This window comes from Profundibacterium mesophilum KAUST100406-0324 (genome assembly GCF_009835145.1).
Taxonomy (GTDB): domain Bacteria; phylum Pseudomonadota; class Alphaproteobacteria; order Rhodobacterales; family Rhodobacteraceae; genus Profundibacterium; species Profundibacterium mesophilum.
The window spans coordinates 1-21,935 of record NZ_APKE01000035.1 but is presented as its reverse complement, the minus strand read 5'-3'; the positions used below and the strand labels follow the sequence as shown (position 1 = coordinate 21,935).

Here is a 21,935-nt window from a genome sequence, read left to right as displayed (position 1 = left end):
TGCTCAGCCGCCCAGCGGTCCGACGTCGAGGTTTCGATACATGCCCCACATCGCTGTGACGAAGATCGACACGATCCCGATCCCCTGCACCGTCTGCCGGTGCCGTGAGAGGCGCCGCCTCAACTCGTCGCCCGACGGCTCCTCGCTCGAGATGCGCCGCGCGGTCCGTAATCCCAAAAGCGCCACGAGGGTCAGCGGAAAGGCGATCAGGAAGACCGCCTGCGCGGATTCGATACCGTAGACGAAAGCCAGCAACCCAAGGCCCGTCAGCGCCATCGAACCGATGGCCACCAGCCATAGCCCAGAGACATGCACGATATAGAGAAGGCGGGTGACATGGATCGCGACGATCGTCTCGAGATCGCGCTCGGCCCGCCCCCCCAGGCGCGCGGCGCGGCCCACCATGTCGAAGGGCACGCCGATCACCCTGTGGCTCGCCTGCGACCAGACGGCCGCGAGGGCGATCCAGAACCACAGGTTCGAGAAGGACCGCATGTCGATCAGCTCGAAGACCGTCTCGTACCAATCCACCCGACCGGGCCTCCCCTTGCTCCATCGCCATGCGGCGCCCTGCGCAGGACTACACTTGAGGCGCCGCGAGATCCATGCAACTCAGACGTCCCGATGGCCATAGTTGCAAATGGAGCCCGCCCGATGTCCCAAGGCGCCTTCCCCGCCACCCGTTTCAGGCGCACCCGCTCGAGCGCCGCGCTGCGCGCGCTGACCCGGCAATGCACGCTCGGGGTGGACGATCTGATCTGGCCGGTCTTCGTGCGCGAGGGCGAGGACATCTCGGAGCCGATCGGCGCGATGCCGGGCGTGTCGCGGCACAGCATCGACAGGCTGGTCGAGGCGGTGCGCGAGGCCGCCGACCTGGGCATTCCGGCCATCTGCCTCTTTCCGTATGTCGATGCTTCGCTGAAGACGGAGGATTGCGCGCTCGCTTGGTCGGCGGACAACCTGAGCAACCGCGCCATCCGGGCGATCAAGGCCGCCGTTCCGCAGATCGCCGTGATGACCGACGTGGCGCTCGATCCCTACAACAGCCTCGGCCATGACGGCATCGTGCGCGGCGGACGCGTGATCAACGACGAGACCGTCGAGGCGCTCGTGAAGATGGCGCTCGCCCAGGCGGAGGCCGGCGCCGACATCCTGGGACCCTCGGACATGATGGACGGGCGGATCGGTGCGATGCGCCGCGCGCTCGAGGCCGGGGGGCATGTCGATGTCGCGATCATGTCCTACGGCGCGAAATATGCCAGCAGCTTCTATGGTCCTTTCCGTGACGCCGTCGGGGCGAGCGGCGCGCTGACGGGCGACAAGAAGACCTACCAGATGGATCCCGGCAATTCGGACGAGGCGCTGCGCCTCATCGCGCGTGATCTGAGCGAGGGCGCGGACATGGTGATGGTCAAGCCCGGACTGCCCTATCTCGACATCTGCCGGCGGGTGAAGGACGGCTTCGGCGTGCCGACCTATGCCTATCAGGTGTCGGGAGAATACGCGATGATCCGTGCCGCCGCCGAGCGCGGCTGGATCGATGGCGATGCGGTGATGGAGGAGTCGCTGCTCGCCTTCAAGCGCGCGGGGTGCGATGGCATCCTGACCTATTTCGCGCCGCAGATCGCCGCCAGGCTCGCCGCCCGGTAGCGTAGCGGGCGACGCGCGCCGGGGTTTTAGCGGATGACTCGCCCCCCGGCCACACTTATACTGCGCCCTGCCGCGCGGCCGGGACAGGCCTCCGGCGGAGGCGAGAGCAGTCATCGAAGGGCATCGAGATGAACATGACGACACGGCGCGGGTTCCTGGCCGGCGCGGCAACGAGCACGCTGCTCCTGGCAGGTTGCAACAACGGCGTTTCGGGACGCGGTCCGCAGACGATCGAGGCACGGGTCCGCTCGACCCTCGACTTCCTCTACCGCACCTATCCCGGCGTGCGCGATCTGGCCTCCAAGTCGTCCGGGCAGCTTGTCATGCCGCTCGTGACCGAGGCCGGTCTCGGGATCGGCGGCTCCTACGGGCGCGGCGCGCTCATGGTGCAGGATACCGTGGTTGACTACTATTCCTCGACCCAGGCCTCCATCGGCCTGCAGATCGGGGCGCAGCAATACGCCCATGTCCTCTTTTTCATGACCGACCGCTCGCTCTACCAGTTCCGCAACTCGCCCGGCTGGGCCGCGGGTGCCGATATCGAATACGCGGTCAACGATCGCGGCGGCAATCTGAGCGCGGAGACGACGACCTCGCTCTCGCCGGTCATCGCGGTGATCTTCGGCCAGGCGGGGCTGATCGCGGGTGCGACGGTGCGCGGCGCCAAGTACTCGCGCATCATTCCCTGACACATGCGGCGCGCGCGGGCCCGACGGGCCGCGCGGCCTTGCACCCCTGACCCGCCTGGCTTAGGCATTCGCCCGTAACATTCGGCAAAGGGTCAGGGAACAGCATGGCTGAGAGCAAACGGGGATCACTGTCCAAGGGTCTCGTGTGGATCATCCTGATCCTGCTGATCGTCGCCCTCGCGGGCTTCGGCGCAACCTCCTTCGGGGGCTCGCTGCGCTCGATCGGCTCGGTCGGGGACACCGAGATCCCGGTGGACAGCTACGCCCGCACCCTCGAGCAGCAGCTGCGCAATCTCGAGCAGAGCACCGGCCAGAGGATCACCTTCAGCGAGGCGCAGGCGGCCGGGATCGACCGCTCGGTTCTGCAGCAGGTGATCTCCGTGGCCGCGATCGAGGACGAGGCCGACGTTCTGCGCCTGTCGGTGGGTGATGCCGCGGTGCGCGACGAGATCCTGCGCATCCCCGCCTTCCAGGGTCTCGACGGCCAGTTCGACCGCGCCGCCTACGAGCTGGCCCTGCGCCGCAGCAACATGGATGTCGACGATTTCGAGCAGGGCATCCGCGACGAGACGGCACGCGCGCTGCTGCAGGGGGCCGTGGTCGGCGGCGTGCAGACGCCGGCGATCCTGACGGATACGCTCTTCAACTTTGCCCGCGAGACGCGCGATATCAGCATCGTCTTCCTGGGACCCGACGATCTGCCCGGCGATCTGCCCGCCCCGGGCGACGCGGAGCTGCGCGCCTTCTACGAGGAGACGCCCGAGCCCTTCACCGCGCCCGAGACGCGCAAGATCACCTACGCCTGGCTGACGCCCGAAATGCTGATCCCCGAGACCGATGTCGACGAGGACGCCTTGCGCGCGATCTACGAGGAGCGCGATGCCGAGTTCAACCAGCCCGAACGCCGCCTTGCAGAGCGCCTCGTCTTCGCCGACGCCCCGGCTGCCGAGGCCGCGGCCGCGGCGATTGCCGCCGGTGAGACCAGCTTCGACGCGCTTGTCGAGGAGCGGGGCCTGACGCTCGAGGATGTCGATCTGGGCACGGTATCGGCAGCCGATCTGGGCAGCGCCGCGGAGCCCGTCTTCGCCCTCACCGAGCCGGGGATCGCTGGCCCCGTGGAGACCGGCCTCGGGCCGGCGCTCTTCCGGGTGAACGCCATCCTCAACGCGCGCGAGACCCCTTTCGAGGAAGTGCGCGACGCCCTGTCCGACGAGGCCGCCGCGATCGAGGCCCGCCGCTCCATCTCCGACAAGATCGAACCCGTCGAGGACCTTCTGGCGGGCGGCGCGACGATCGAGGAGATCGCCGAGGAGACCCGCTTCGAGCTGGGCCAGATCGACTGGCATGACGGGCTGGCAAGCTTCGGCGGCAGGTCGATCGACGGCTACGAGGAATTCCGCGCCGCGGCCCTTGCCGCAAATCCGGGCGATTTCCCCGAGGTCGCGCAGCTTTCCGATGGCGGTCTCTTCATGATCCGTCTCGACGAGATCGTCCCGCCGGTGCTGCGTCCCTTCGAGGAGGTGCGCGCGGACGTGGCCGCCCGGTTCGACGCGAAGCGCAGCCGCGATCTCCTGATCGAACGGGCCGAGCAGATCGCGGCGGCCCAGAAGGAAGGCGAGACGCTCGAGGCGCAGGGCTTCACCCCCGAGGCGCGCCCCGCGCAGCTTCGCGATGCCTTCGCCGAGGACCTGCCGCAGGATGCCATCACGACGGCCTTCGAGATGGAACCGGGCGAGGCACGCGCCGTTGCCGGCCCCGATGGCGCCGTGATCGTGCGGCTCGACGCGGTGAACGCCGCCGACGCGCAGGCCGAGGAAGCGGTGCAGCTTCGGAACGCCTTTGCCGAGCGCACCGGACAAAGCTACGCGCAGGATATCATGACGGCCTATACCCGCGCCCTGGAACTCGAGAAGGGTATCACCTTGCAGCAATCGGCGATCAGCGCCGTCAACGCGCAGTTCAACTGACGACCATGCGCCTGACCCCCGATTTCGAGACCTTCGAGGCCGCTTATGCCCGCGGCGAGAACCAGGTCGTCTATGCCCGCCTCGCGGCCGATCTCGACACGCCCGTCTCCTTGATGATGAAGCTGTCCGGCGGCGGGCGTAACAGCTTCGTGCTGGAATCGGTCACTGGCGGCGAGACGCGCGGACGCTATTCCATGGTCGGGTTGAAGCCCGATCTCGTCTGGGAATGCCGCGGCACCTCCAGCCGCGTGAACCGCGCGGCGCAGCTTGGCGAGGAGCGGTTCGAGGAATGCGCAGAGCCGCCCCTCGACGCTTTGCGCACTCTGATCGCACAATCGCGGATCGAGCTGCCCGACGACCTTCCGGCGGCCTCCGCCGGTCTCTTCGGGTATCTCGGCTATGACATGATCCGGCTTGTGGAGCATCTCCCCGACGTCAATCCCGACCCGCTCGACCTTCCCGACGCGCTCATGCTGCGCCCCTCGATCGTGGCGGTGCTCGACGGTGTGAAGGGAGAGGTGACGCTGGTCTCGCCCGCCTGGACCGGCTCGGGCCTGTCTGCCGGCGACGCCTACGAGCAGGCGGCCGAACGTGTGAGGGAAGCGCTGCGCGATCTCGACCGCCCCGTCGCGGGAGAGGTTCGCGATCTGGGCGATCCCGACCCGCTGGTCGAGCCGGTCTCGAATTTCAGCCATGACGGGTATCTGTCGGCCGTCGAGACAGCGAAGGACTACATCCGTTCGGGCGACATCTTCCAGGTGGTCCCCTCGCAGCGCTGGGCGCAGCCTTTCGTCCATCCGCCCTTCGCGCTTTACCGCTCGCTGCGCCGGACCAACCCCTCGCCCTTCATGTTCTACTTCGATTTCGGCAGCTTCCAGGTCGTCGGCGCGAGCCCCGAGATCCTCGTGCGCGTCTTCGGCGGCGAGATCACCCTGCGCCCGGTCGCCGGGACACGTCCGCGCGGTGCGACGCCCGAGGAGGACCGCGCATACGAGGCCGATCTGCTTGCCGATACCAAGGAGCTTGCCGAGCACCTGATGCTGCTCGATCTGGGCCGCAACGATGTCGGGCGCGTCGCGAGGATCGGCACCGTCAAACCGACCGAGCAATTCGTGATCGAGCGCTACAGCCATGTCATGCACATCGTCTCGAATGTCACCGGGGAGCTCGCCGAGGGAGAGGACGCCCTGTCGGCGCTTCTTGCCGGAATGCCGGCCGGCACCGTCTCCGGCGCGCCGAAGATCCGCGCCATGGAGATCATCGACGAGCTCGAGCCGGAAAAGCGCGGCGTCTATGGCGGGGGCCTTGGCTATTTCAGCGCGGGCGGCGACATGGATATGTGCATCGCGCTGCGCACCGCGGTGATCCGCGACGAGACCCTCTATATCCAGGCCGGTGGCGGGGTGGTCTACGACAGTGATCCCGAGGCGGAGTTCCAAGAAACCGTCAACAAGTCCAACGCGATCCGCCGCGCCGCCGCCGATGCGGGGCGGTTCGTGCCCCGCGAGGAATGAGGGCGGGCGGGCCATCTTGTCCGCCCCGCCCTGCCCCTGCCCCTGCCCCTGCCCCTGCAGTGCCGGTCCGGCCTCAGCCGGCAGCGTTCAGGCGCTTGATCAATGCCGAGGTGTCCCAGCGGCCGCCGCCCATCTTCTGCAGGTCCTTGTAGAACTGGTCGACCAGCGCGGTGACCGGAAGCGAGGCCCCGTTCTCGTCGGCCGCATCGAGGCAGATCCCGAGATCCTTGCGCATCCAGTCGATCGCGAAGCCGTGATCGAACGCATCGTCGAGCATGGTCTCGTGACGGTTCTGCATCTGCCACGAACCTGCCGCGCCCTGGCTGATGACCTCGACCACCGCCGCGCCGTCGAGCCCGGCCTTCTGCGCGAAATGCAACGCCTCGCTCAATCCCTGGACGAGCCCCGCGATCGCGATCTGGTTGCACATCTTCGTCATCTGCCCGGCGCCGCTGCCGCCGATCCTGCGGCAGATCTTGGCGTAGCTCGCCATGACCGGCTCGGCCGCCGCGAAGGCCTCCTCCTCGCCGCCGCACATGATGCTGAGCGCGCCGTTCTGCGCGCCGGCCTGCCCGCCGGAGACGGGCGCGTCGACGAAGGCGATCCCCGCCTCCCGCGCCGCGGCCACCAGCTCGCGCGTCACGGCCGCCGAAACGGTCGTGTGGTCAACGAATGTCGTGCCGGCGCCCATTCCGGCGAAGGCGCCGTCGGGTCCGAGGCAGACATCCCTCAGATCGGCATCGTTGCCGACACAGGCCATGACGAACTCGGCCCCTTCGGCCGCGCCGCGCGGGGTTGCGGCATGGCCGCCCCCGTGGTCCTTGGCCCAGCTCTCCGCCTTGGCGGCGGTGCGGTTGTAGACCGTCACCTCGTGTCCCTTGGCCGCAAGGTGCCCGGCCATCGGGTAACCCATCACGCCAAGTCCCAGAAACGCCGTCTTCGCCATGTCTTTCCTCCTCCAGCCAAATCGCCTAAGCCCTTTGGTAACCACTGCGCCTTCCGGGTCAACCGCCCCACCTGACATGAGGTCACATGGCCACCACTTTCCGCTGGCTTCTGCGCCTGTTCCTCGGGCTGGCATGCCTTGCCGCGCTCGTCGTGATCGTCCTCTACTGGTTCGCAGGCCGCTCGCTTCCCGATTACGACAGGACGCTGACCGTGCCGGGCATCACGTCAGGGGTCGAGATCGTCCGCGACAGCTCGAGCGTGCCGCATATCTTCGGCGCAAGCGATCCGGACGTGTTCTACGGCCTCGGCTTCGCCCATGCGCAGGATCGCCTCTGGCAGATGACGATGATGCGCCGCGCGGCGCAGGGAAGGTTGTCGGAGATATTCGGGCGGCGCACGGTGAAGACGGACGAGCTTCTGCGCCGGCTCGACCTCTACGGGCTCTCGGTCCGCTCCGTCGAGGCACAGAGCGCGCAAACCCGCGCCGCGCTGAGCGCCTATGCCGCCGGCGTGAATGCCTGGCTCGACGAGGTGAACACGGGCGCCCTGGGACGCGGAGCACCCGAGTTCTTCCTCTTTTCGCCGCAGATCGCCCGCTGGCAACCCGCCGACAGCATCGCCCTCGTCAAGCTGATGGCCCTGCGGATGAGTGCCCAGCTGCCCAACGAGGTCCTGCGCGCGCGAAGCTCCCTTCTGCTCGAGGATGACCGCCTGCGCGACCTGATGCCCGACGTGCCCGGAGGCGGGATCACCGCCCTGCCCGAATACGCCGCGCTTTTCCCGAAGATGCGCGGGATGCAGTTCGCGGCGGCGGAACGGGCGCAGGAGGGGGATGCCTTCTATCCCGTCGGACCGGCGGATTTCGCGGGCGCCTCGAACGCGTGGGCGGCGGGTCCAAGCCGATCGGCGACGGGCGGCACGCTCCTGGCCAACGATCCCCACCTTGAGCTGACGGCGCCCTCGATCTGGTATCTCGCCCGGCTCGAGCTGGACACGGGCGGCGTGATCGGCGGCACGATCCCGGGCATCCCGGCGGTGCTCGTGGGACGAAGCGAACGGCTCGGTTGGGGCCTGACCTCCTCCTACATGGACGATCTCGATGTCTATATCGAACGGCTCGATCCGGACGATCCACAGCGCGTGGCCACGCCTGAGGGCATGCAGACGATGCGCAAGCGCAACTCGATCATCAGGATCAAGGATTCCGAGCCGATCTCGCTCACCCTGCGCTGGTCGCAAAATGGCCCCGTCCTGCCCGGCGGACATGCCGGGCTGGCGCAGATCACGCCGCCCGGCCATGTCACCTCGATCGCCTGGACAGGGCTCAGCGACAGCGACCGCTCGATCGGCGCGGCCATCGCGCTGATGAAGGCCGGATCGGTGGAGGAGGCAATCGCCGCGGGCAAGGATTTCGTCGCCCCGAGCCAGAACCTCACCCTGGTCGATGCCGAGACGATCGCCCTGAAGACCATCGGCGCCATGCCGCGCCGGGACCAGGATCATCAGAGCCTCGGACGGATGCCGAGCCCGGGCTGGGTTGCGGCGAACCGCTGGAAGGGCCTGTTCGACTATGCGTCCAACCCCGAATTCGTGGCGCCCTCGGGCGGCATTCTCGGCAATACGAACAACAAGCTGCTCGAGCGTCCCTTCCCGCTCCATGTCACCTATGACTGGGGCGACACGCAGCGCATCCATCGCTGGCGCCGCCTGATGCAGAGCCGCGAGGTGCACACACGCGAGAGCTTCATCGAGGCGCAGCTCGACACCGTGAGCTTTACCGCGCGCTCGCTCCTGCCGCTGGTCGCGGCGGACTTGTGGTATACGGGCGCGGCCGCGGCCGATGGCACGCCCGAACGCCAGCGGCAGAGGGCGCTCGAGCTGCTCGCGGGGTGGAACGGCGAGATGAGCGAGCACCTGCCCGAGCCGCTCATCTATGCCGCATGGCTGAACGCGCTGCAGCAAAGGCTGATCGAGGATGAACTCGGCCCCCTTGCCGGCGAGTTCATCCATGTGCAGCCGCTTTTCATCGAGCGCGTCTACCGTGATATCGACGGCGCCTCCGCTTGGTGTGACATCCGGCAATCGGCCCGGCTCGAAACCTGCAGCGACATGGCACGGATGGCGCTCGACGACGCGCTGATATGGATCTCCGAGCGCTATGGCCGCGCGTTCGAATCCCTGCGTTGGGGCGACGCCCACCAGGCCGCGCAGGATCATCCCGTGCTGGGCGAGATCATCGGCTTGAACTGGCTGACGAATATCCGCCAGTCGACGAGCGGCGGCGACAACACGCTGCGCCGAGGATTGACGCGCGGCACCGGCCCCGATCCGTTCCAGAACGTCCATGCGGCGGGCTACAGGGGCGTCTACGACTTCGCCGATCCCGACAGTTCAGTCTTCATCATCTCCACCGGGCAATCCGGTCACCCGCTTTCGCGGCATTACGACGATCTCGGCGAGCTGTGGCGGCGCGGCGAATACATTCCGATGTCCCTCGATCCACAACTGGCCCGCGCCGCGGCCGTGGGCGTCACCCGCCTCTTGCCGCGGCCCGCGGCGCGCTGAACCCGGCTTTCCAGCCGCGAGGCGAAGCGGCCACCGGGGTGAAAATCCGGTCCGAACGGCCACGCGCGAGGGCCTCGTTAACCATTTGGCTTCATGGTGAAGGAGACCCGCGCCGCATGGGCGGCGCCGGTCTTCCTCCCATCGGACTGGCCGCGCCTTGCAGGGCGCGGTCCTTTTTCCCCGATGCAAGGCCGAACCCGCGTCGGCCCGGTCACGAGGGATCGGCGAGTTGTCGCTTGACCTGTCCCGAGGAACTCCATAACCTTCCCTCAATAAACAAGTCGGCCAGTCCGGCAGGGAGATGAAACTATCGGGAAAGACCTGTTCTTGCAGGTCTTTTCTGCTTTCTGGGGCAGGCTTTCGCGGCTCTTCGGGCCACCGGCATATTGCCGCGCATTCCTCCCCTGACACTGCTCTGCAAGCATGATAGCGTCTGTGCGAATTCCTTAACGAACGATGGATGGACCATGACGCCAACACTCAAAACGATCTCCATCACGGCTCTTCTTGCCGGTGCCGCTCCCCTCTGGGCGCAGACCGATACGCCCGCGACGGACAGTGAGACCTCGGCACAGACCGAGCAGCAGGGTCAGGATGCGCAAGGCACGCAGGATGCGGCGCCCACCGGCATCGAGGCCGCCGTGCCCGGCGAGGATGGCCCCGACGCCCCCGCGACGCAGCCTGCGGGCGAAGCCGCCCCCGCGACGAACGACGCGGTCGAGGGTGGTGCGCAAGGCGCCTCCTCCGAGCTGCCGGCGCAGGAAGGCAACGGCGACGCGGTCGGCGAGACCTATATCTCCGAAAGCCACGGCGACTGGAACGTGCGCTGCGTGCGTACGGCCGAGGGAAGCGATCCCTGCCAGCTCTACCAGCTTCTGAAGGACGAGCGCGGCAATTCCGTCGCCGAGATCAGCCTCTTCGGCCTGCCGCAGAACGATCAGGTCGAAGCCGGTGCGACCATCATCACGCCGCTCGAGACGCTGCTGACCGAGCAGCTTTCGCTGTCGGTGGATGGCGGCAAGCAGAACAGCTACCCCTTCACCTTCTGCGCGGCCAATGGCTGCTACGCGCGTGTCGGGTTCACCGCGAGCGAAGTGAACCAGTTCAAGCGCGGCAATTCCGCCCTTATGCGCATCGTTCCGGCCGCCGCTCCCGATCAGATGATCGATCTGACGATCTCGCTGTCGGGCTTCACTGCGGGCTACGAAGCGGTCAATGCCGCCAATGCCGGCAACTGATCGACGGGGGGCCGGCGTAGAGCCGGCCCCTGCCGCCCGCGCGGAGCGTTAGCCGCGCTTCAGATACGGCGCAGGGCCAGAACCGCGTTCAATCCGCCGAATGCGAAAGCGTTGCTCATCGCGACATCGACATGTGCCCGGCGCGCCTCGTTCGGAACGACATCGAGCGGGCAGTCCGGATCGGGCGCCTCGAAACCGATGGTCGGCGCGACGATACCGTCGCGCAGCGCCATGATGCAGGCGAGAAGCTCGACGGCGCCCGTTCCCCCGATCAGGTGGCCATGCATCGATTTCGTCGACGAAATCAGCAAGCTTCCGGCATCCGTCCCGAAAACGTCCAGAACCGCCGCGCATTCGGTGCGGTCATTGGCGCTGGTCCCGGTCCCGTGGGCATTGATGTAGCCGACCTCGCCCGGCGCGATGCCCCCGTCGGACAGGGCACGGCGCATCGCGCGGGCTGCGCCGTCGCGCGATGGCATCACGATGTCCGACGCGTCAGAGGTCATCGAGAAACCGACCACTTCCGCCAGGATCTCCGCGCCGCGCGCTTTCGCGTGCTCGAACTCCTCGAAGACGAACATCCCCGCGCCCTCGCCCTGCACCATGCCGCTGCGCCCCAGGGAGAATGGCCGGCATGCCTCGCGCGACATCACGCGCAGCCCTTCCCAGGCCTTGACCCCGCCAAAGCACAGCATCGCCTCGGTGCCGCCCGTCAGCATTGCCTGCGCCAGCCCGGAGCGGATCATCGCGAAGGCCTGTCCCATCGCGTGGTTCGACGAGGAACAGGCGGAGGCGACGCTGTATGACGGACCCGTGAGACCGTATTCCATCGACACATGGCTCGCGGCCGCGTTGTTCATCAGCTTGGGCACGACGAAGGGATGGACGCGGTTCTTGCCATCCTCGTAGACGGTCCGGTAGCTCTCGTCCCACGTGCTCACGCCGCCGCCGGCCGTGCCGATGATGACGCCGCTTCGCTCGCCCAGATCGCCGTCGAAGGCGATACCGGATTGCTCCACCGCCTGGCGTGCGGCGAGCAGGGCATATTGGGTGAACCTGTCGAAAAGCCCGAGCTGTTGGCGACTGAACTGCTCCGCCGGGTCGTAGCCGCGGATCTGCCCCCCGATGCGGATCGAGAGGCGCTCGACATCGCGGAAATCCAGCGGCCCGATGCCGCATTCCCCCGCGCGCATCGCGGCCATCGTCTCCTCCACGGATCGGCCGAGTGCATTGATCGTGCCGGCCCCGGTAATGACGACCCGCTTCACGCCTTCTGTGCCTCGATCAGCCCCTCCACGGCGCCGATGATCGCGGCGACGGACGAGATGTCGAAGCCGCTCGCATCGGGATCGTTGGCGTTAAAGGGCACTTGGATGTCGAAAGCTTCCTCGATTGAGAAGATGGCCTCGACCAGCCCGAGGCTGTCGATCCCCAAATCCTCGAGGGACTGCTCGAGCGAGACGTCGGACGGCTCGAGAACCGCCTGCTCGGCAATGATCGCGATGACTTCTTGCCTGACGTCCTTCACCATACCGGTCCTTCCTTGGGCTGCGGCGCTGATCTAGCCAGTTTCCCCGGATTTTGAAACCGCTTTCTGACCCTGCTTCAACTGTCCCAGCAGGCGCGGCAGGCGGCGCAGCGCCTTGTACATATCGACATGCTGTTCCATCTTCACCGCCGGGAAACCCATCATGACGCGCCCCGCCGGAACGTTCGACAGGATTTTCGTCCCCCCCGTCGAGATGACGTCATCGCCGATGAAGATATTGTCCACGACGCCGGATTGACCGCCGAAGATGCAGCGGTCACCGACGGTGGTCGAGCCGGCGATGCCGGTCAATGCCGCGAGCAGGCAATCGCGCCCGAGAACCACGTTATGCGCGACATGGCACAGGTTGTCGATCTTGCAGCCGGAGCCCACGCGCGTTGCCCGGATGGTGCCCCGATCGATGCAGGCATTGGCGCCCAGCTCGACGTCATCACCGATCTCGACCCCGCCGAGCGAATGGATCCGAGTCCAGCTCTGCGCGGTGATCGCGCCCTGGTCGCCAAGGCTCTCGCGTGCCTTCTCGACGCCGCTCTTCTCGGGCGTCACGAAGGAGAGGCCATCGGCGCCGATGACGGCGCCCGGTTGCGCGATGAAGCGCGCGCCAATGCGAATGCGCGCGCCGATGCGCACGCCGGGATGAAGGAGGACATCATCGCCGATCTCGGTTTCCTCGGCGATGCTGCAATGGGCGGCGATCCGCGCCCCGGACCCGATACGGACATCGCGGCCGATCACGGCAAAGGGGCCGATCGCGGCACCCTCGCCGATCACCGCAGTGGGATCGACATGGGCCAGCGGGTGGGTGCCGGGCGCGATCTCGGGACCAGGATCGAGCATGGCCGTCACCCCCGCCATCGCGTAGCGGGGCCGCTGCACGTAGAGCGCCGCCGAGAGGCCGAGTTCCTGCCAATCCGCGCCTTCCCACAAGATCGCGGCACGCGCCCGCCCCTTGCCGAGCCCTTCGGCATAGGCGGGTGCCATCGCGAGGGCGATGTCTTCGGGGCCGGCGGAGGCGGGCTCCGCTGCACCGTTGATCGGGAGGGTTCCGTCGCCCTCCAGGCGCGCATCGAGCGCCTCGGCAAGTGCACTGACTGTGATCGACATCGGTTTCCCCCGTCCAGGCTTACGGAACGCAGACCTAGCTGCGATTTGCAGGCAGTTCCACCCCGGCCGCGAGAAGCGCCTCGAGGATCCGCGCGTCGCGGCCGTAGATGTCATCGCGATAGGCCATGCCGCCCTCTGGCCGTGCCATCGCGGTGCGATAGACGAGATGAACGGGCACGGGCACATCGAGATTGACCCGCGCCTCGCGTCCCGAGCGCAGGATACGCTGGAAATACGCTTCGGGATCATCTCGCTGCATCGCGAGCAGCGCATAGGCGAACTCGAAAGGCTCGGCGAGCCTCACGCAACCATGCGAGAAGGCGCGAACATTGCGATCAAAGAGGGATTTCGCGGGAGTATCATGAAGATAGATGTTATACTTGTTGGGGAACATGAACTTCACGAGGCCGAGCGCATTCGTATCGGAGGGCGGTTGGCGCATCGAGAAGGGAAAGCTGCGGGCGGTGTATTGCGAGAAGCCGCGCGCGCGGTTGACCTCACGGCCGGACCTGTCGGTGATCTTGAACTCCGACAAGGCGTTCGGGTTTTTCTTGAGCTTGGGAAGGTATTCGCCGACGACGATCGAGCGTGGCACGTACCAGCTGGGATTGATGACCATATGGTTCATCTCATCCGAAAATTCGGGTGTCTCGCGGTCAGCCTCGTCCTTGCCGATAACGGCACGGGTCTCGAAGGTAACCTCGCCGTCATCGACGATACGCGCGCTGTAATCGGTCAGGTTCACCCAGATATGCCGGGCCCCCAGCTCACGGTCGAGCCACCGCTCGCGCTCCATCGCGACGAGCACCTGCCCCAGCCGCGTCTCGGGCGCGACATCCATCGCGCCGAGCGTGCTCGGCCCCGCGACCCCGTCCTCGGCAAGACCGTGATCGCTCTGGAACCGCAAGACGGCTTCGCGCAAGGCGGCGTCGTAGCGTGCCCCCGGATGCGCCTCGATATATCCCATCAGCGCCAGCCGGTCGCGCAGGCGCACCACGCCGTCGCCGGCATCCCCGAGCTTCAGCTTCACGTCGCCCACGGGCCGGCCCCACCCGCCAGCTGCGATGACCGCTTCGAGCGAAAGCTTCTCGCGCATCAGGCGGAGATATTCCTGCCCATCGGGGGCGGCGTCGCGCAGGAAGGCGGCCGGAACCGCGCTTGAGAATTGCCGCAAGATCTCGGTGTCGGAGCGGCGCGTGACGGAACGCTTCATGTTCGGCGCCACATCCGACGGGGTGAGAACGCCGCCCTCAAGCCCACGGACCAGCGCGACGAAGAGTTTGCTCAACGCGATCTCCGCCTCGCCCAGCGACCGCGGATCGCCCGCCGAGGCAAGGATGTCGCGAATGCCCTCCGGGCGGTAGCGATCGGTCGGCAGACCGTGCAGCGCAGCGATCTCATGGGCGTTCAGAAGCATCACCCGGCGTGCGGTGGCGTTTTCATCCTGCCCCGTCCAGAGCGGCGCGTAGCCGGTCTCGCGATAGAAATCGGCCAGCGCGTCGAGCCCGGCGGCGCCTTCGGCGACCGCCTGCTGGAACGGGGTGATGCGAATGTCGCTTTCGCGGTCCTGCGCGGCGGCGGCGCTTGCCATGACCGCCGCGAGAATCGCCCCCCCCATCGCCGACCGAAGAAGCCGCGCGCCGCCGGCGCCTGCCTTGGAACATCCGCCCCGGGGTGCTGAATCGTGCATCGTCATCTCCGAACTGGTCATGCTCGCGGAAGTCCACAGGCGCGTTATTGTGGCTGTAGTGCAGCCACGCTCTCACGCACAACACCCGATGCGCCCTGCAAGTTGCCAGCTCACATGCTCTTTCGGCACCTGTTGCAAAAGCGCCCTCGGCGTGGCTCTCGCGCATGCGTAGGCGACAATCGGCAGAAAGTTCCCGCGTTAAGCAATTTTTTGCCGAACGGGTCCACCTTGCCCGCAGATCAGCCGATCGAGGGTTGGTCGAATTGGGTCGTCATGCGATAAATGGCCATCACCCCGGGGATGAGGTGAGAGGCAAGCCGCGATCAACGTGGCAACGACAGGTAGCAAACGGGACGCAGATATCATGACAGTGACATGTTCGACGGGCCTGACCAGGCGCGGCCTTCTTGGCGCATTCGCAGCAACCGCAGTGGCGGCGGCACCGACATTCTCCCAGGCTGCGGGGTTCCTGCGCGGCGCCGGCGATGTACGCCGGGTAAAGATGTATTCCGGCCGGACCGGAGAAAGCATCGACATGATCTATTGGATCGACGGCAAGTATATTCGCGAGTCGCTCGACGAGATTCACCACTTCATGCGCGATTGGCGCAATGACCAGGTCAAGAAGATCGACAGCCGCACGATCGACATCATGGCAGCAACGCATGATCTTCTCGACACGACAGAGCCTTACATGTTGATTTCCGGCTACCGCTCGCCCGAAACGAACGCGATGCTGCGCCGCCGTTCGAGCGGTGTCGCCAAGAACTCGCTGCACCTGCAGGGCCAGGCCGCCGATCTGCGGATGTCTTCCCGCTCGGTCAGCCAGGTTTCCCGTGCCGCGGCGGCCGTAAATGCCGGCGGCGTCGGACGCTACTCACGCTCCAATTTCGTCCATATGGATTGCGGATCAGTCCGCAGCTGGGGCACCTGAATACCACGCCAACCGCGTCGAGGCGCAAACAGCACCGATACGCAATCGGCTTTGGGCGGGCGACGGCTTCTTGCCGGCCCGCCTTTGGCACTGCCCAGAATTCGCTGCACAGACCGGGGATGAGGTTGGTAGCGGCGCGGGTCACGGCATCAAAACCGCTCTCGATGCCATAAGTTCCATCGGAACGTCTTTTTCCGACAATCATGCATCTGCGCGATGGCAGTGTCGAAGCCTTCGCTATGTGCTGTCGACTGCAACCGCCCCGAGGGCGCGGCCGATCCGTTCGCATTGGAAGGGCGCTCACCTACGGATGCAATGTTGTGCCCAGATGCCGGCAAATTCGGGAAAAGGTGGTGCGGGTGGTCGGACTCGAACCGACACTCCTTGCGGAAAGGGTGTTTGAGACCCTCGCGTCTACCATTCCGCCACACCCGCACATGAGACCGGGCTTCCCGGCGCTCGGCCGTCTGATTAGACGATGGCGCCGGGGCAGACAAGCGGCTTTGCGCGTCAGAGGGACTGCGCGCTGAACGTGTCGCAGGCCCGCACCTCGCCGGTCGAGTACCCTTCCGTGAACCAGCGGCGACGCTGCTCGGAAGTGCCGTGGGTGAAGGTCTCGGGTGCCGGTGCCCGGCCGGCGCCACGCTGAAGCGCATCGTCGCCGATCCGCGCGGCCGCGTTCATCGCCTCGTCCACGTCGCCCGGCTCGAGCGAGCCGAACTGCGCCTCGGCATGGCGCGCCCAGACACCGGAATAACAATCGGCCTGCAGCTCGATTCGGACGGAGATGGCATTCGCCTCCTCGGTCGAGACCTGCGCCCGCATGCGGTTGGCCTGCCCCAGGATACCGAGTTCCTGCTGGACGTGATGGGCAACCTCGTGGGCCACGACATAAGCTGCGGCGAAATCCCCCTTCGCGCCCAGATCACGCGACAGGGTCTCGAAGAAGGCCGTGTCGAGATAGGCGCTCTCGTCGGCGGGGCAATAGAACGGCCCCGTCGCGCCGGAGGCACCGCCGCAGGGGCTCTGCGTCACGCCCTTGAAGAGAACGAGTTTGGCCGGGACATATTCCTCGCCCAGTTGCTGCTCGAAGATGCGGGCCCAGACCTCCTCGGTATCGGCAAGGGTCACGGAGACGAACTGGGCCGTCTGCTCGTCCTCCTGGGTGATCCGCCCGCTGCCGGGGCTTCCCGCGATCTGGCCATTGCCGTTCTGAAGCAGCGGCGTCAGGTCGACTCCGAAGAACCAGCCGACCACGACGATCGCAAGAAGACCGATGCCGCCTGCACCGCCAACGGCGAGCCCGCGCCCTCCTCCAGATCTGCGACGATCCACGATATTGCTGCTGCCACGGCGGCCTCTCCACTTCATCTCGTCTCTCCGGGCTTGCCGGGCCACGTGATGCCGCCCGCGCGCGCATCTTGACGCCGCCGCGGCGGCGTGATGCATGGCGGTAACGCAAGGACCGCCGAAATGATCCGCAGCCTCTACGACATGACCCTGCATGCCTCCGCCAGCCGGTATGCGCTCTGGGTTCTCGCCCTCGTCGCCTTTCTCGAAAGCTCCGTCTTTCCGATCCCGCCCGACGTGCTCCTGATCCCGATGGTGATCGCGCGTCCCCGGCAGGCATGGCTCTTCGCCGCGATCGCGACGGCGGCCTCCGTCGCGGGGGGGCTGCTCGGTTACTGGATCGGCGCCGGTCTTTTCGAGAGCGTCGGGCGTCCGGTCCTCGAATTTTACGGAAAGGACGCCTATTTCGCCGAGTTCTCCGCCCGCTACAACGAATGGGGCGCTTGGGCGGTCCTGATGGCGGGCGTCACGCCCTTTCCCTTCAAGGTCATCACGATCCTGTCGGGAAGCACCGGCCTGTCGCTGCCGATCTTCATCATGGCAAGTATCATCGCACGGGCGGCGCGGTTCTTTCTCGTCGCGGCGCTCTTGTGGAAGTTCGGCCCCCCCGTGCGCGGCTTCATCGAACGCAGGCTGGGCCTGCTGACGATCATCTTCTTCGTCCTCCTCTTCGGCAGCTTCTTCCTGGTGAAATTCATATGACACGCCGCAGCCTGATCACGCTTGCCGCCGGCGGCTCCGCCGCGCTCCTCATCGCGGCCTTCGGCTTCCAGTATCTCGGCTACGCCCCGTGCAAGCTGTGCCTGTGGCAGCGCTGGCCGCACGGGGCGGCAATCGTGCTCGGTCTCATCGGGATCGCGGCGCCTTTGGCGATCGTGGTGATCGGCGGAGCCGCCGCCGCCGCGACGACGGCGCTGATCGGCGTCTACCACACCGGGGTCGAGCGCAGCTGGTGGGAAGGGCCGACCAGTTGCAGCGGCGATGGCGGCGACCTTCTGGGTATGTCCGGCGGAGATCTTCTATCCACCGCGATCCCCGAGACGGTCGTCATGTGCGACGAGGTCGCATGGTGGTTCGCCGGGCTGTCGATGGCCTCCTGGAATGCCATCGCGTCGTTCTGTCTCGTTCTGATCTGGCTCGCCGCGTTGCGCCGCCGCTGAGCCGCGCGGGGTCGCCGCCCCCTTCGGCGCGTGGTCTGTTCAGGCGCCCCGCGTGCTCAGCAGCAGGCTCGTCTCGCTGGAGCGCACACCGGGCTGGCGGCGGATCATCGCAAGGACGGTATCGAAATCCTCCAGCGTTCCGGTCGCGATCTCGACCACCAGGTCCCACTTCCCGTTGGTCGAGTGCACGGCCCGCACCTCGGGATGACCGGCCAGGCGGGCCGACAGGCGTTCGGCGCCGGCCCCTTCGATCGCAAGCATCATCAATCCCCTGACCGGACTGGTGACGGCATCGGCAGGGGTCACGACGGTGAACCCCCTGATGTCACCGCGCGCGCGCATCGCGGCAATGCGGGTGCGAACCGTGGCGCGCGACACGCCGGCCCGCGCCGCGAGTTCCTGGATGGGAAGCCGTGCGTCGCGGCGCAACTCTCCCAGCAGTGATAGGTCAACCTTGTCCATGATGGCAGTCCTACCCTGCAATCGGGGAAAGGTTGAGCCGAATTGCGCAATTTAATGGCTCAACTCCGCCGAGCGTTCGGCGCATCAAGTCCCGGACCGGGCGATGCCGCGCCGGGCAAGAACCCCGTGGAGGACCGATGAGCCAAGCCAGAACCTGCATTCTCGTGGGCGCCCCGCTCGATTGCGGCAAACGCCGCCAGGGATGCCGAATGGGCCCGGACGCGCTGCGCGTCGCGGGGCTTGCGCAGGCGCTTGCCGCGCTCGGCCACAAGGTGACGGATCGCGGCAACGTCGATCCCGGCCCGCCTGCCGCGACAGAAGGGCCCGCGCATATCCATGCGCTCGGCGACACAGTGGCCTGGACACGGGCGCTGAACGCCGAGGCGCGCGCCGCGATGCCGGCCGGATTGCCGATCTTCATGGGCGGCGATCATGCGATCTCCCTCGGGACGGTGTCGGGCGTCGCGGCCCATGCCCACGCGGCCGGGCGCCCGCAATTCGTGCTGTGGCTCGACGCCCATTCCGATTTTCACAGCCCCGAGACCACCCAGAGCGGCAACCTGCACGGAACGCCCCTGGCCTACGTTACCGGGCAGGACGGGTTCGGCGCTTTCCCCCCGCTCGCCGCCGCCATTCCCGAAACGCAGGTCTGCCTCATCGGTCTGCGCTCCGTCGATGGCGCCGAGCAGGCGGCTCTCCTGCGCACCGGCTGCCGGGCCCATGACATGCGCGAGATCGACGAGACCGGGATCGCGGCACCGCTGCGCGCCTTTCTCGACCGCGTCGCCGAGGCCGACGGAATGCTGCATGTCTCGCTGGATGTGGATTTCCTCGATCCCGCGATCGCTCCGGCGGTCGGCACCACCGTTCCGGGCGGGGCGACGTTCCGCGAGGCGCATCTCGTGATGGAAATGCTTCACGAGAGCGGGCGCGTCACCTCGCTCGACCTGGTCGAGTTGAACCCTTTCCTGGACGAGCGCGGCAAGACCGCCTCCCTGATGGTCGATCTCACCGCCTCCCTGCTGGGGCGCCGGGTTTTCGACCGCCCGACACGTTCGTTTGCCTGAGGATCACGCCATGACGTTGATGAACCGCCCCGCCGCGCATTCGGCCGGCCAATCCGCCGCAAGTGCCCTGCCCCGCGGCATTCCCGAAGCCTCCGCGCAGGCCATGGTGCCCTTCGTCGACGTCGCGAGGATGATGCAGATCATCCACGCGGTCGGCCTCGACGAAATGATACGCGGGATCGCCGGCGCAATCGGCGAGGATTTCGAACGCTGGGAGCAATTCGACAAGGTGGCCCGCGTCGCCTCACATTCCGAGGTCGGTGTCATCGAGCTGATGCCCACCTCGGACGGCACGCTCTACGGGTTCAAATACGTGAACGGTCATCCCGGCAACACCGCCGCGGGCCTGCAGACGGTCACGGCATTCGGGCTTCTGGCGGATGTCGCGACGGGCTACCCGGTCCTGCTCACCGAGATGACGGTTCTGACGGCGCTCAGGACCGCCGCGATGTCGGCGCTCGCTGCGCGTCACCTCGCGCCGCCGGACGCGCGCAGCATGGCCATCATCGGCAATGGCGCGCAATGCGAGTTCCAGGCGCGGGCCTTCGCCGCGATCTGCGGCATCGAGGAGATCAGGCTCTACGACATCGACAGGAGTGCAAGCGAGAAGGCCGCGCGCAACCTTGCCGACCAGCCCCTGCGCGTCAGCATCCACGACAGTGCGCAGGAGGCCGTCGAAGGCGCGCAGATCATCACCACCTGCACCGCCGACAAGGCCTATGCGACGATCCTGACCGACAACATGATCGGCGCCGGCGTCCATCTGAACGCTGTCGGCGGCGATTGCCCCGGCAAGACCGAGCTGCATCGCGACATTCTGCACCGGGCCGGGATCTTCGTCGAATACACGCCGCAGACCAGGGTCGAGGGCGAGATACAGCAACTCGATCCCGCGCATCCGGTCACCGAGCTGTGGGAGGTCATCGCGGGGACCGCACGCGGCCGGAGCGGGCCGGAGGAGATCACCCTCTTCGACAGTGTCGGCTTCGCGATCGAGGATTTCAGCGCCCTTCGCTACCTGTCGCGCAAGGCCCGCGAGACCGGCTTCTTCGTGCCACTGGACCTGCTCGCCGATCCCGACGAGCCGCGCGATCTTTACGGGATGCTTCAGCGGGCGGGCGGCAAGGCATAGGTCAGCCCCGCCCGCGCGACCGGCGCCGCGTCACCGTCGGAGCGCAGGATCACATCGCCCACGACAAGGGTCCTGCCGAACTTGAGGATCCGCGCCTCGGCCAGAAGATCGGTCGCGGCCAGGGGTTTGCGGAGGAAGTCGATCGAGCAGTTGGTCGTCACGGCCAGCGCCACCGGACCGAGCCGCGCGAGGATCGCGAGATAGATCGCGACATCGGCGAGGGCGAACATGCTCGGTCCCGAGACCGTGTTGCCGGGACGCAGGTGGCGCTCACTCACGGCGAGCCGGACCACGAGACTGTCGGTATCGACATGCTCGATCCTGAAATCATCGGCAACCTGCGGGAACTCCCGGTGCAGGAAATCCTTCAGCGCGTCCGCGCCCATCACTACGCTCATGCTTTCTCCGGCCATTGCCTCGCGCTAGACTTGGCGGCAATGAACCGGGAGGGCAAGATGACTTTGGTGCTCAGGCAGGACACGGATGCGGTCGCGCATCTGACATTGAACGCGCCGGAGCGGCTCAACCCGCTCAGTGACGCGATGCTGGCCGCGCTTTCGGAGCAGCTCGACGCGTTGGCCGCCGACAGAACGGTGCGCGCGGTGGTCATCGCTGGAGCCGGGCGCGCCTTCTGCGCCGGGCATGACCTGCGCGAGATGACGGCGGCCCGTGCGGCGCCCGATGGCGGCGCGGCGGCGTTCGGCGATCTCTTCGCACGGTGCAGCACGGTGATGCAGCGCATCATCGCCCTTCCCCAGCCGGTCATCGCACAGGTGCATGGCATCGCGGCGGCGGCGGGGTGCCAGCTCGTGGCGAGTTGCGATCTCGCAGTCGTAAGCGTTTCCTGGCCCGCACCTTCCCAATTCTCACCTGACCTGAGATTTCGCACCTGACGGAGATTAGGGCAGGAGTTTCG

The 21,935-nt window shown here is 66.9% G+C and carries 20 protein-coding genes, 1 tRNA gene and 1 pseudogene; 12 read left to right on the top strand and 10 right to left on the bottom strand.

Translation table 11 applies throughout. The features are described from left to right. Nucleotides 1–3 precede the first annotated feature (3 nt). On the bottom strand, nucleotides 4–531 hold the full coding sequence (locus tag PMES_RS13925) for a component of SufBCD complex (protein ID WP_159966338.1): 528 nt from the start codon (nucleotides 529–531) through the stop codon (nucleotides 4–6). A gap of 123 nt (nucleotides 532–654) precedes the next feature. Here PMES_RS13925 and hemB point away from each other — a divergent pair, with 123 nt between their 5' ends. The 4 genes from hemB (at nucleotide 655) to trpE (ending at nucleotide 5,820) form a co-directional block, all read left to right on the top strand. Further along, nucleotides 655–1,650, top strand: coding sequence for a porphobilinogen synthase (gene hemB, locus PMES_RS13920; protein ID WP_236549813.1), 996 nt, complete (start codon nucleotides 655–657; stop codon nucleotides 1,648–1,650). 128 nt (nucleotides 1,651–1,778) lie between these two features. Beyond that, entirely contained in the window at nucleotides 1,779–2,339 is a 561-nt protein-coding gene (locus PMES_RS13915; protein ID WP_159966336.1) for a lipid-binding SYLF domain-containing protein, read from the top strand. A gap of 104 nt (nucleotides 2,340–2,443) precedes the next feature. Continuing rightward, complete coding sequence (locus PMES_RS13910) at nucleotides 2,444–4,306, top strand: peptidylprolyl isomerase (RefSeq protein ID WP_159966335.1); 1,863 nt, start codon at nucleotides 2,444–2,446, stop codon at nucleotides 4,304–4,306. Nucleotides 4,307–4,311: 5 nt separating this feature from the next. Further along, nucleotides 4,312–5,820 (top strand): anthranilate synthase component I, encoded by a 1,509-nt coding sequence (gene trpE / locus PMES_RS13905; RefSeq protein ID WP_159966334.1) that lies wholly within the window; start codon nucleotides 4,312–4,314, stop codon nucleotides 5,818–5,820. Between the two features lie 73 nt (nucleotides 5,821–5,893). Here the strand turns inward: trpE and PMES_RS13900 are convergent, their stop codons facing one another. Next, complete coding sequence (locus PMES_RS13900; RefSeq protein ID WP_159966333.1) at nucleotides 5,894–6,766, bottom strand: NAD(P)-dependent oxidoreductase; 873 nt, start codon at nucleotides 6,764–6,766, stop codon at nucleotides 5,894–5,896. 86 nt (nucleotides 6,767–6,852) lie between these two features. On the opposite strand from PMES_RS13900, the gene PMES_RS13895 reads away from it, so the two are divergent. After that, nucleotides 6,853–9,333 (top strand): penicillin acylase family protein, encoded by a 2,481-nt coding sequence (locus PMES_RS13895; protein WP_159966332.1) that lies wholly within the window; start codon nucleotides 6,853–6,855, stop codon nucleotides 9,331–9,333. 467 nt (nucleotides 9,334–9,800) lie between these two features. Next, a complete protein-coding gene (locus PMES_RS13890; RefSeq protein ID WP_159966331.1) occupies nucleotides 9,801–10,571 on the top strand; it encodes an invasion associated locus B family protein in 771 nt (256 codons plus the stop codon). Between the two features lie 59 nt (nucleotides 10,572–10,630). Here the strand turns inward: PMES_RS13890 and PMES_RS13885 are convergent, their stop codons facing one another. From PMES_RS13885 to PMES_RS13870, 4 genes are read right to left on the bottom strand one after another with little or no spacing between them, the layout of a single operon-like run. Next, nucleotides 10,631–11,839, bottom strand: a complete 1,209-nt coding sequence (locus tag PMES_RS13885) for a beta-ketoacyl-[acyl-carrier-protein] synthase family protein (RefSeq protein WP_159966330.1) — start codon at nucleotides 11,837–11,839, stop codon at nucleotides 10,631–10,633. Next, on the bottom strand, nucleotides 11,836–12,102 hold the full coding sequence (locus tag PMES_RS13880) for an acyl carrier protein (protein WP_159966329.1): 267 nt from the start codon (nucleotides 12,100–12,102) through the stop codon (nucleotides 11,836–11,838). Before PMES_RS13880 ends, PMES_RS13885 begins: the two co-directional genes overlap by 4 nt. A 30-nt stretch (nucleotides 12,103–12,132) precedes the next feature. Then, nucleotides 12,133–13,224 (bottom strand): UDP-3-O-(3-hydroxymyristoyl)glucosamine N-acyltransferase, encoded by a 1,092-nt coding sequence (locus PMES_RS13875; protein WP_159966328.1) that lies wholly within the window; start codon nucleotides 13,222–13,224, stop codon nucleotides 12,133–12,135. A 34-nt stretch (nucleotides 13,225–13,258) separates the two neighbouring features. Next, nucleotides 13,259–14,914 carry a L,D-transpeptidase family protein gene (locus PMES_RS13870; protein ID WP_159966327.1) on the bottom strand — a complete coding sequence of 552 codons (1,656 nt, stop codon included), beginning with the start codon at nucleotides 14,912–14,914 and terminating at the stop codon, nucleotides 13,259–13,261. A gap of 364 nt (nucleotides 14,915–15,278) precedes the next feature. Here PMES_RS13870 and mepK point away from each other — a divergent pair, with 364 nt between their 5' ends. Further along, a complete protein-coding gene (gene mepK, locus PMES_RS13865; protein WP_159966326.1) occupies nucleotides 15,279–15,848 on the top strand; it encodes a peptidoglycan L,D-endopeptidase MepK in 570 nt (189 codons plus the stop codon). A 351-nt stretch (nucleotides 15,849–16,199) separates the two neighbouring features. Here the strand turns inward: mepK and PMES_RS13860 are convergent. Then, nucleotides 16,200–16,283, bottom strand: a tRNA-Leu gene (locus PMES_RS13860). Between the two features lie 75 nt (nucleotides 16,284–16,358). Then, nucleotides 16,359–17,219 carry a KPN_02809 family neutral zinc metallopeptidase gene (gene ypfJ, locus PMES_RS13855; RefSeq protein ID WP_159966325.1) on the bottom strand — a complete coding sequence of 287 codons (861 nt, stop codon included), beginning with the start codon at nucleotides 17,217–17,219 and terminating at the stop codon, nucleotides 16,359–16,361. 102 nt (nucleotides 17,220–17,321) lie between these two features. On the opposite strand from ypfJ, the gene PMES_RS13850 reads away from it, so the two are divergent. Both PMES_RS13850 and PMES_RS13845 read left to right on the top strand, forming a co-directional pair. Further along, nucleotides 17,322–17,900: a YqaA family protein gene (locus PMES_RS13850; protein ID WP_159966324.1), complete on the top strand. Its 579-nt coding sequence runs from the start codon at nucleotides 17,322–17,324 to the stop codon at nucleotides 17,898–17,900. Then, nucleotides 17,897–18,358 (top strand): disulfide bond formation protein B, encoded by a 462-nt coding sequence (locus tag PMES_RS13845; protein ID WP_159966323.1) that lies wholly within the window; start codon nucleotides 17,897–17,899, stop codon nucleotides 18,356–18,358. Before PMES_RS13850 ends, PMES_RS13845 begins: the two co-directional genes overlap by 4 nt. A 39-nt stretch (nucleotides 18,359–18,397) precedes the next feature. Here PMES_RS13845 and PMES_RS13840 read toward each other — a convergent pair whose 3' ends face one another. Beyond that, nucleotides 18,398–18,820, bottom strand: a complete 423-nt coding sequence (locus tag PMES_RS13840) for an Lrp/AsnC family transcriptional regulator (RefSeq protein ID WP_159966322.1) — start codon at nucleotides 18,818–18,820, stop codon at nucleotides 18,398–18,400. 137 nt (nucleotides 18,821–18,957) lie between these two features. On the opposite strand from PMES_RS13840, the gene rocF reads away from it, so the two are divergent. Both rocF and ocd read left to right on the top strand, forming a co-directional pair. Further along, the gene (rocF, locus tag PMES_RS13835; RefSeq protein ID WP_159966321.1) at nucleotides 18,958–19,887 is read left to right on the top strand and encodes an arginase; all 930 of its coding nucleotides are present in this window, start codon (nucleotides 18,958–18,960) and stop codon (nucleotides 19,885–19,887) included. Nucleotides 19,888–19,990: 103 nt separating this feature from the next. Continuing rightward, nucleotides 19,991–21,019, top strand: a complete 1,029-nt coding sequence (gene ocd / locus PMES_RS13830) for an ornithine cyclodeaminase (protein WP_236549820.1) — start codon at nucleotides 19,991–19,993, stop codon at nucleotides 21,017–21,019. Here the strand turns inward: ocd and PMES_RS13825 are convergent. Continuing rightward, complete coding sequence (locus PMES_RS13825) at nucleotides 20,995–21,417, bottom strand: PaaI family thioesterase (protein ID WP_159966320.1); 423 nt, start codon at nucleotides 21,415–21,417, stop codon at nucleotides 20,995–20,997. The two genes, ocd and PMES_RS13825, sit on opposite strands and share 25 nt — an antisense overlap. Nucleotides 21,418–21,474: 57 nt before the next feature. On the opposite strand from PMES_RS13825, the pseudogene PMES_RS13820 reads away from it, so the two are divergent. Next, nucleotides 21,475–21,858, top strand: a pseudogene (locus tag PMES_RS13820) (enoyl-CoA hydratase-related protein); the annotation flags it as partial. Nucleotides 21,859–21,935 lie beyond the last annotated feature (77 nt).

What these genes read in the sequence shown, in the direction of transcription:
- hemB (WP_236549813.1), top strand. Translation starts at nt 655, where the DNA reads ATGTCCCAAGGCGCCTTCCCCGCCACCCGTTTCAGGCGCACCCGCTCG.
- PMES_RS13915 (WP_159966336.1), top strand. Translation starts at nt 1,779, where the DNA reads ATGAACATGACGACACGGCGCGGGTTCCTGGCCGGCGCGGCAACGAGC.
- PMES_RS13910 (WP_159966335.1), top strand. Translation starts at nt 2,444, where the DNA reads ATGGCTGAGAGCAAACGGGGATCACTGTCCAAGGGTCTCGTGTGGATC.
- trpE (WP_159966334.1), top strand. Translation starts at nt 4,312, where the DNA reads ATGCGCCTGACCCCCGATTTCGAGACCTTCGAGGCCGCTTATGCCCGC.
- PMES_RS13900 (WP_159966333.1), bottom strand. Translation starts at nt 6,766, where the DNA reads ATGGCGAAGACGGCGTTTCTGGGACTTGGCGTGATGGGTTACCCGATG.
- PMES_RS13895 (WP_159966332.1), top strand. Translation starts at nt 6,853, where the DNA reads ATGGCCACCACTTTCCGCTGGCTTCTGCGCCTGTTCCTCGGGCTGGCA.
- PMES_RS13890 (WP_159966331.1), top strand. Translation starts at nt 9,801, where the DNA reads ATGACGCCAACACTCAAAACGATCTCCATCACGGCTCTTCTTGCCGGT.
- PMES_RS13880 (WP_159966329.1), bottom strand. Translation starts at nt 12,102, where the DNA reads ATGGTGAAGGACGTCAGGCAAGAAGTCATCGCGATCATTGCCGAGCAG.
- PMES_RS13875 (WP_159966328.1), bottom strand. Translation starts at nt 13,224, where the DNA reads ATGTCGATCACAGTCAGTGCACTTGCCGAGGCGCTCGATGCGCGCCTG.
- PMES_RS13870 (WP_159966327.1), bottom strand. Translation starts at nt 14,914, where the DNA reads ATGCACGATTCAGCACCCCGGGGCGGATGTTCCAAGGCAGGCGCCGGC.
- mepK (WP_159966326.1), top strand. Translation starts at nt 15,279, where the DNA reads ATGACAGTGACATGTTCGACGGGCCTGACCAGGCGCGGCCTTCTTGGC.
- ypfJ (WP_159966325.1), bottom strand. Translation starts at nt 17,219, where the DNA reads ATGAAGTGGAGAGGCCGCCGTGGCAGCAGCAATATCGTGGATCGTCGC.
- PMES_RS13850 (WP_159966324.1), top strand. Translation starts at nt 17,322, where the DNA reads ATGATCCGCAGCCTCTACGACATGACCCTGCATGCCTCCGCCAGCCGG.
- PMES_RS13845 (WP_159966323.1), top strand. Translation starts at nt 17,897, where the DNA reads ATGACACGCCGCAGCCTGATCACGCTTGCCGCCGGCGGCTCCGCCGCG.
- PMES_RS13840 (WP_159966322.1), bottom strand. Translation starts at nt 18,820, where the DNA reads ATGGACAAGGTTGACCTATCACTGCTGGGAGAGTTGCGCCGCGACGCA.
- rocF (WP_159966321.1), top strand. Translation starts at nt 18,958, where the DNA reads ATGAGCCAAGCCAGAACCTGCATTCTCGTGGGCGCCCCGCTCGATTGC.
- ocd (WP_236549820.1), top strand. Translation starts at nt 19,991, where the DNA reads ATGGTGCCCTTCGTCGACGTCGCGAGGATGATGCAGATCATCCACGCG.
- PMES_RS13825 (WP_159966320.1), bottom strand. Translation starts at nt 21,417, where the DNA reads ATGAGCGTAGTGATGGGCGCGGACGCGCTGAAGGATTTCCTGCACCGG.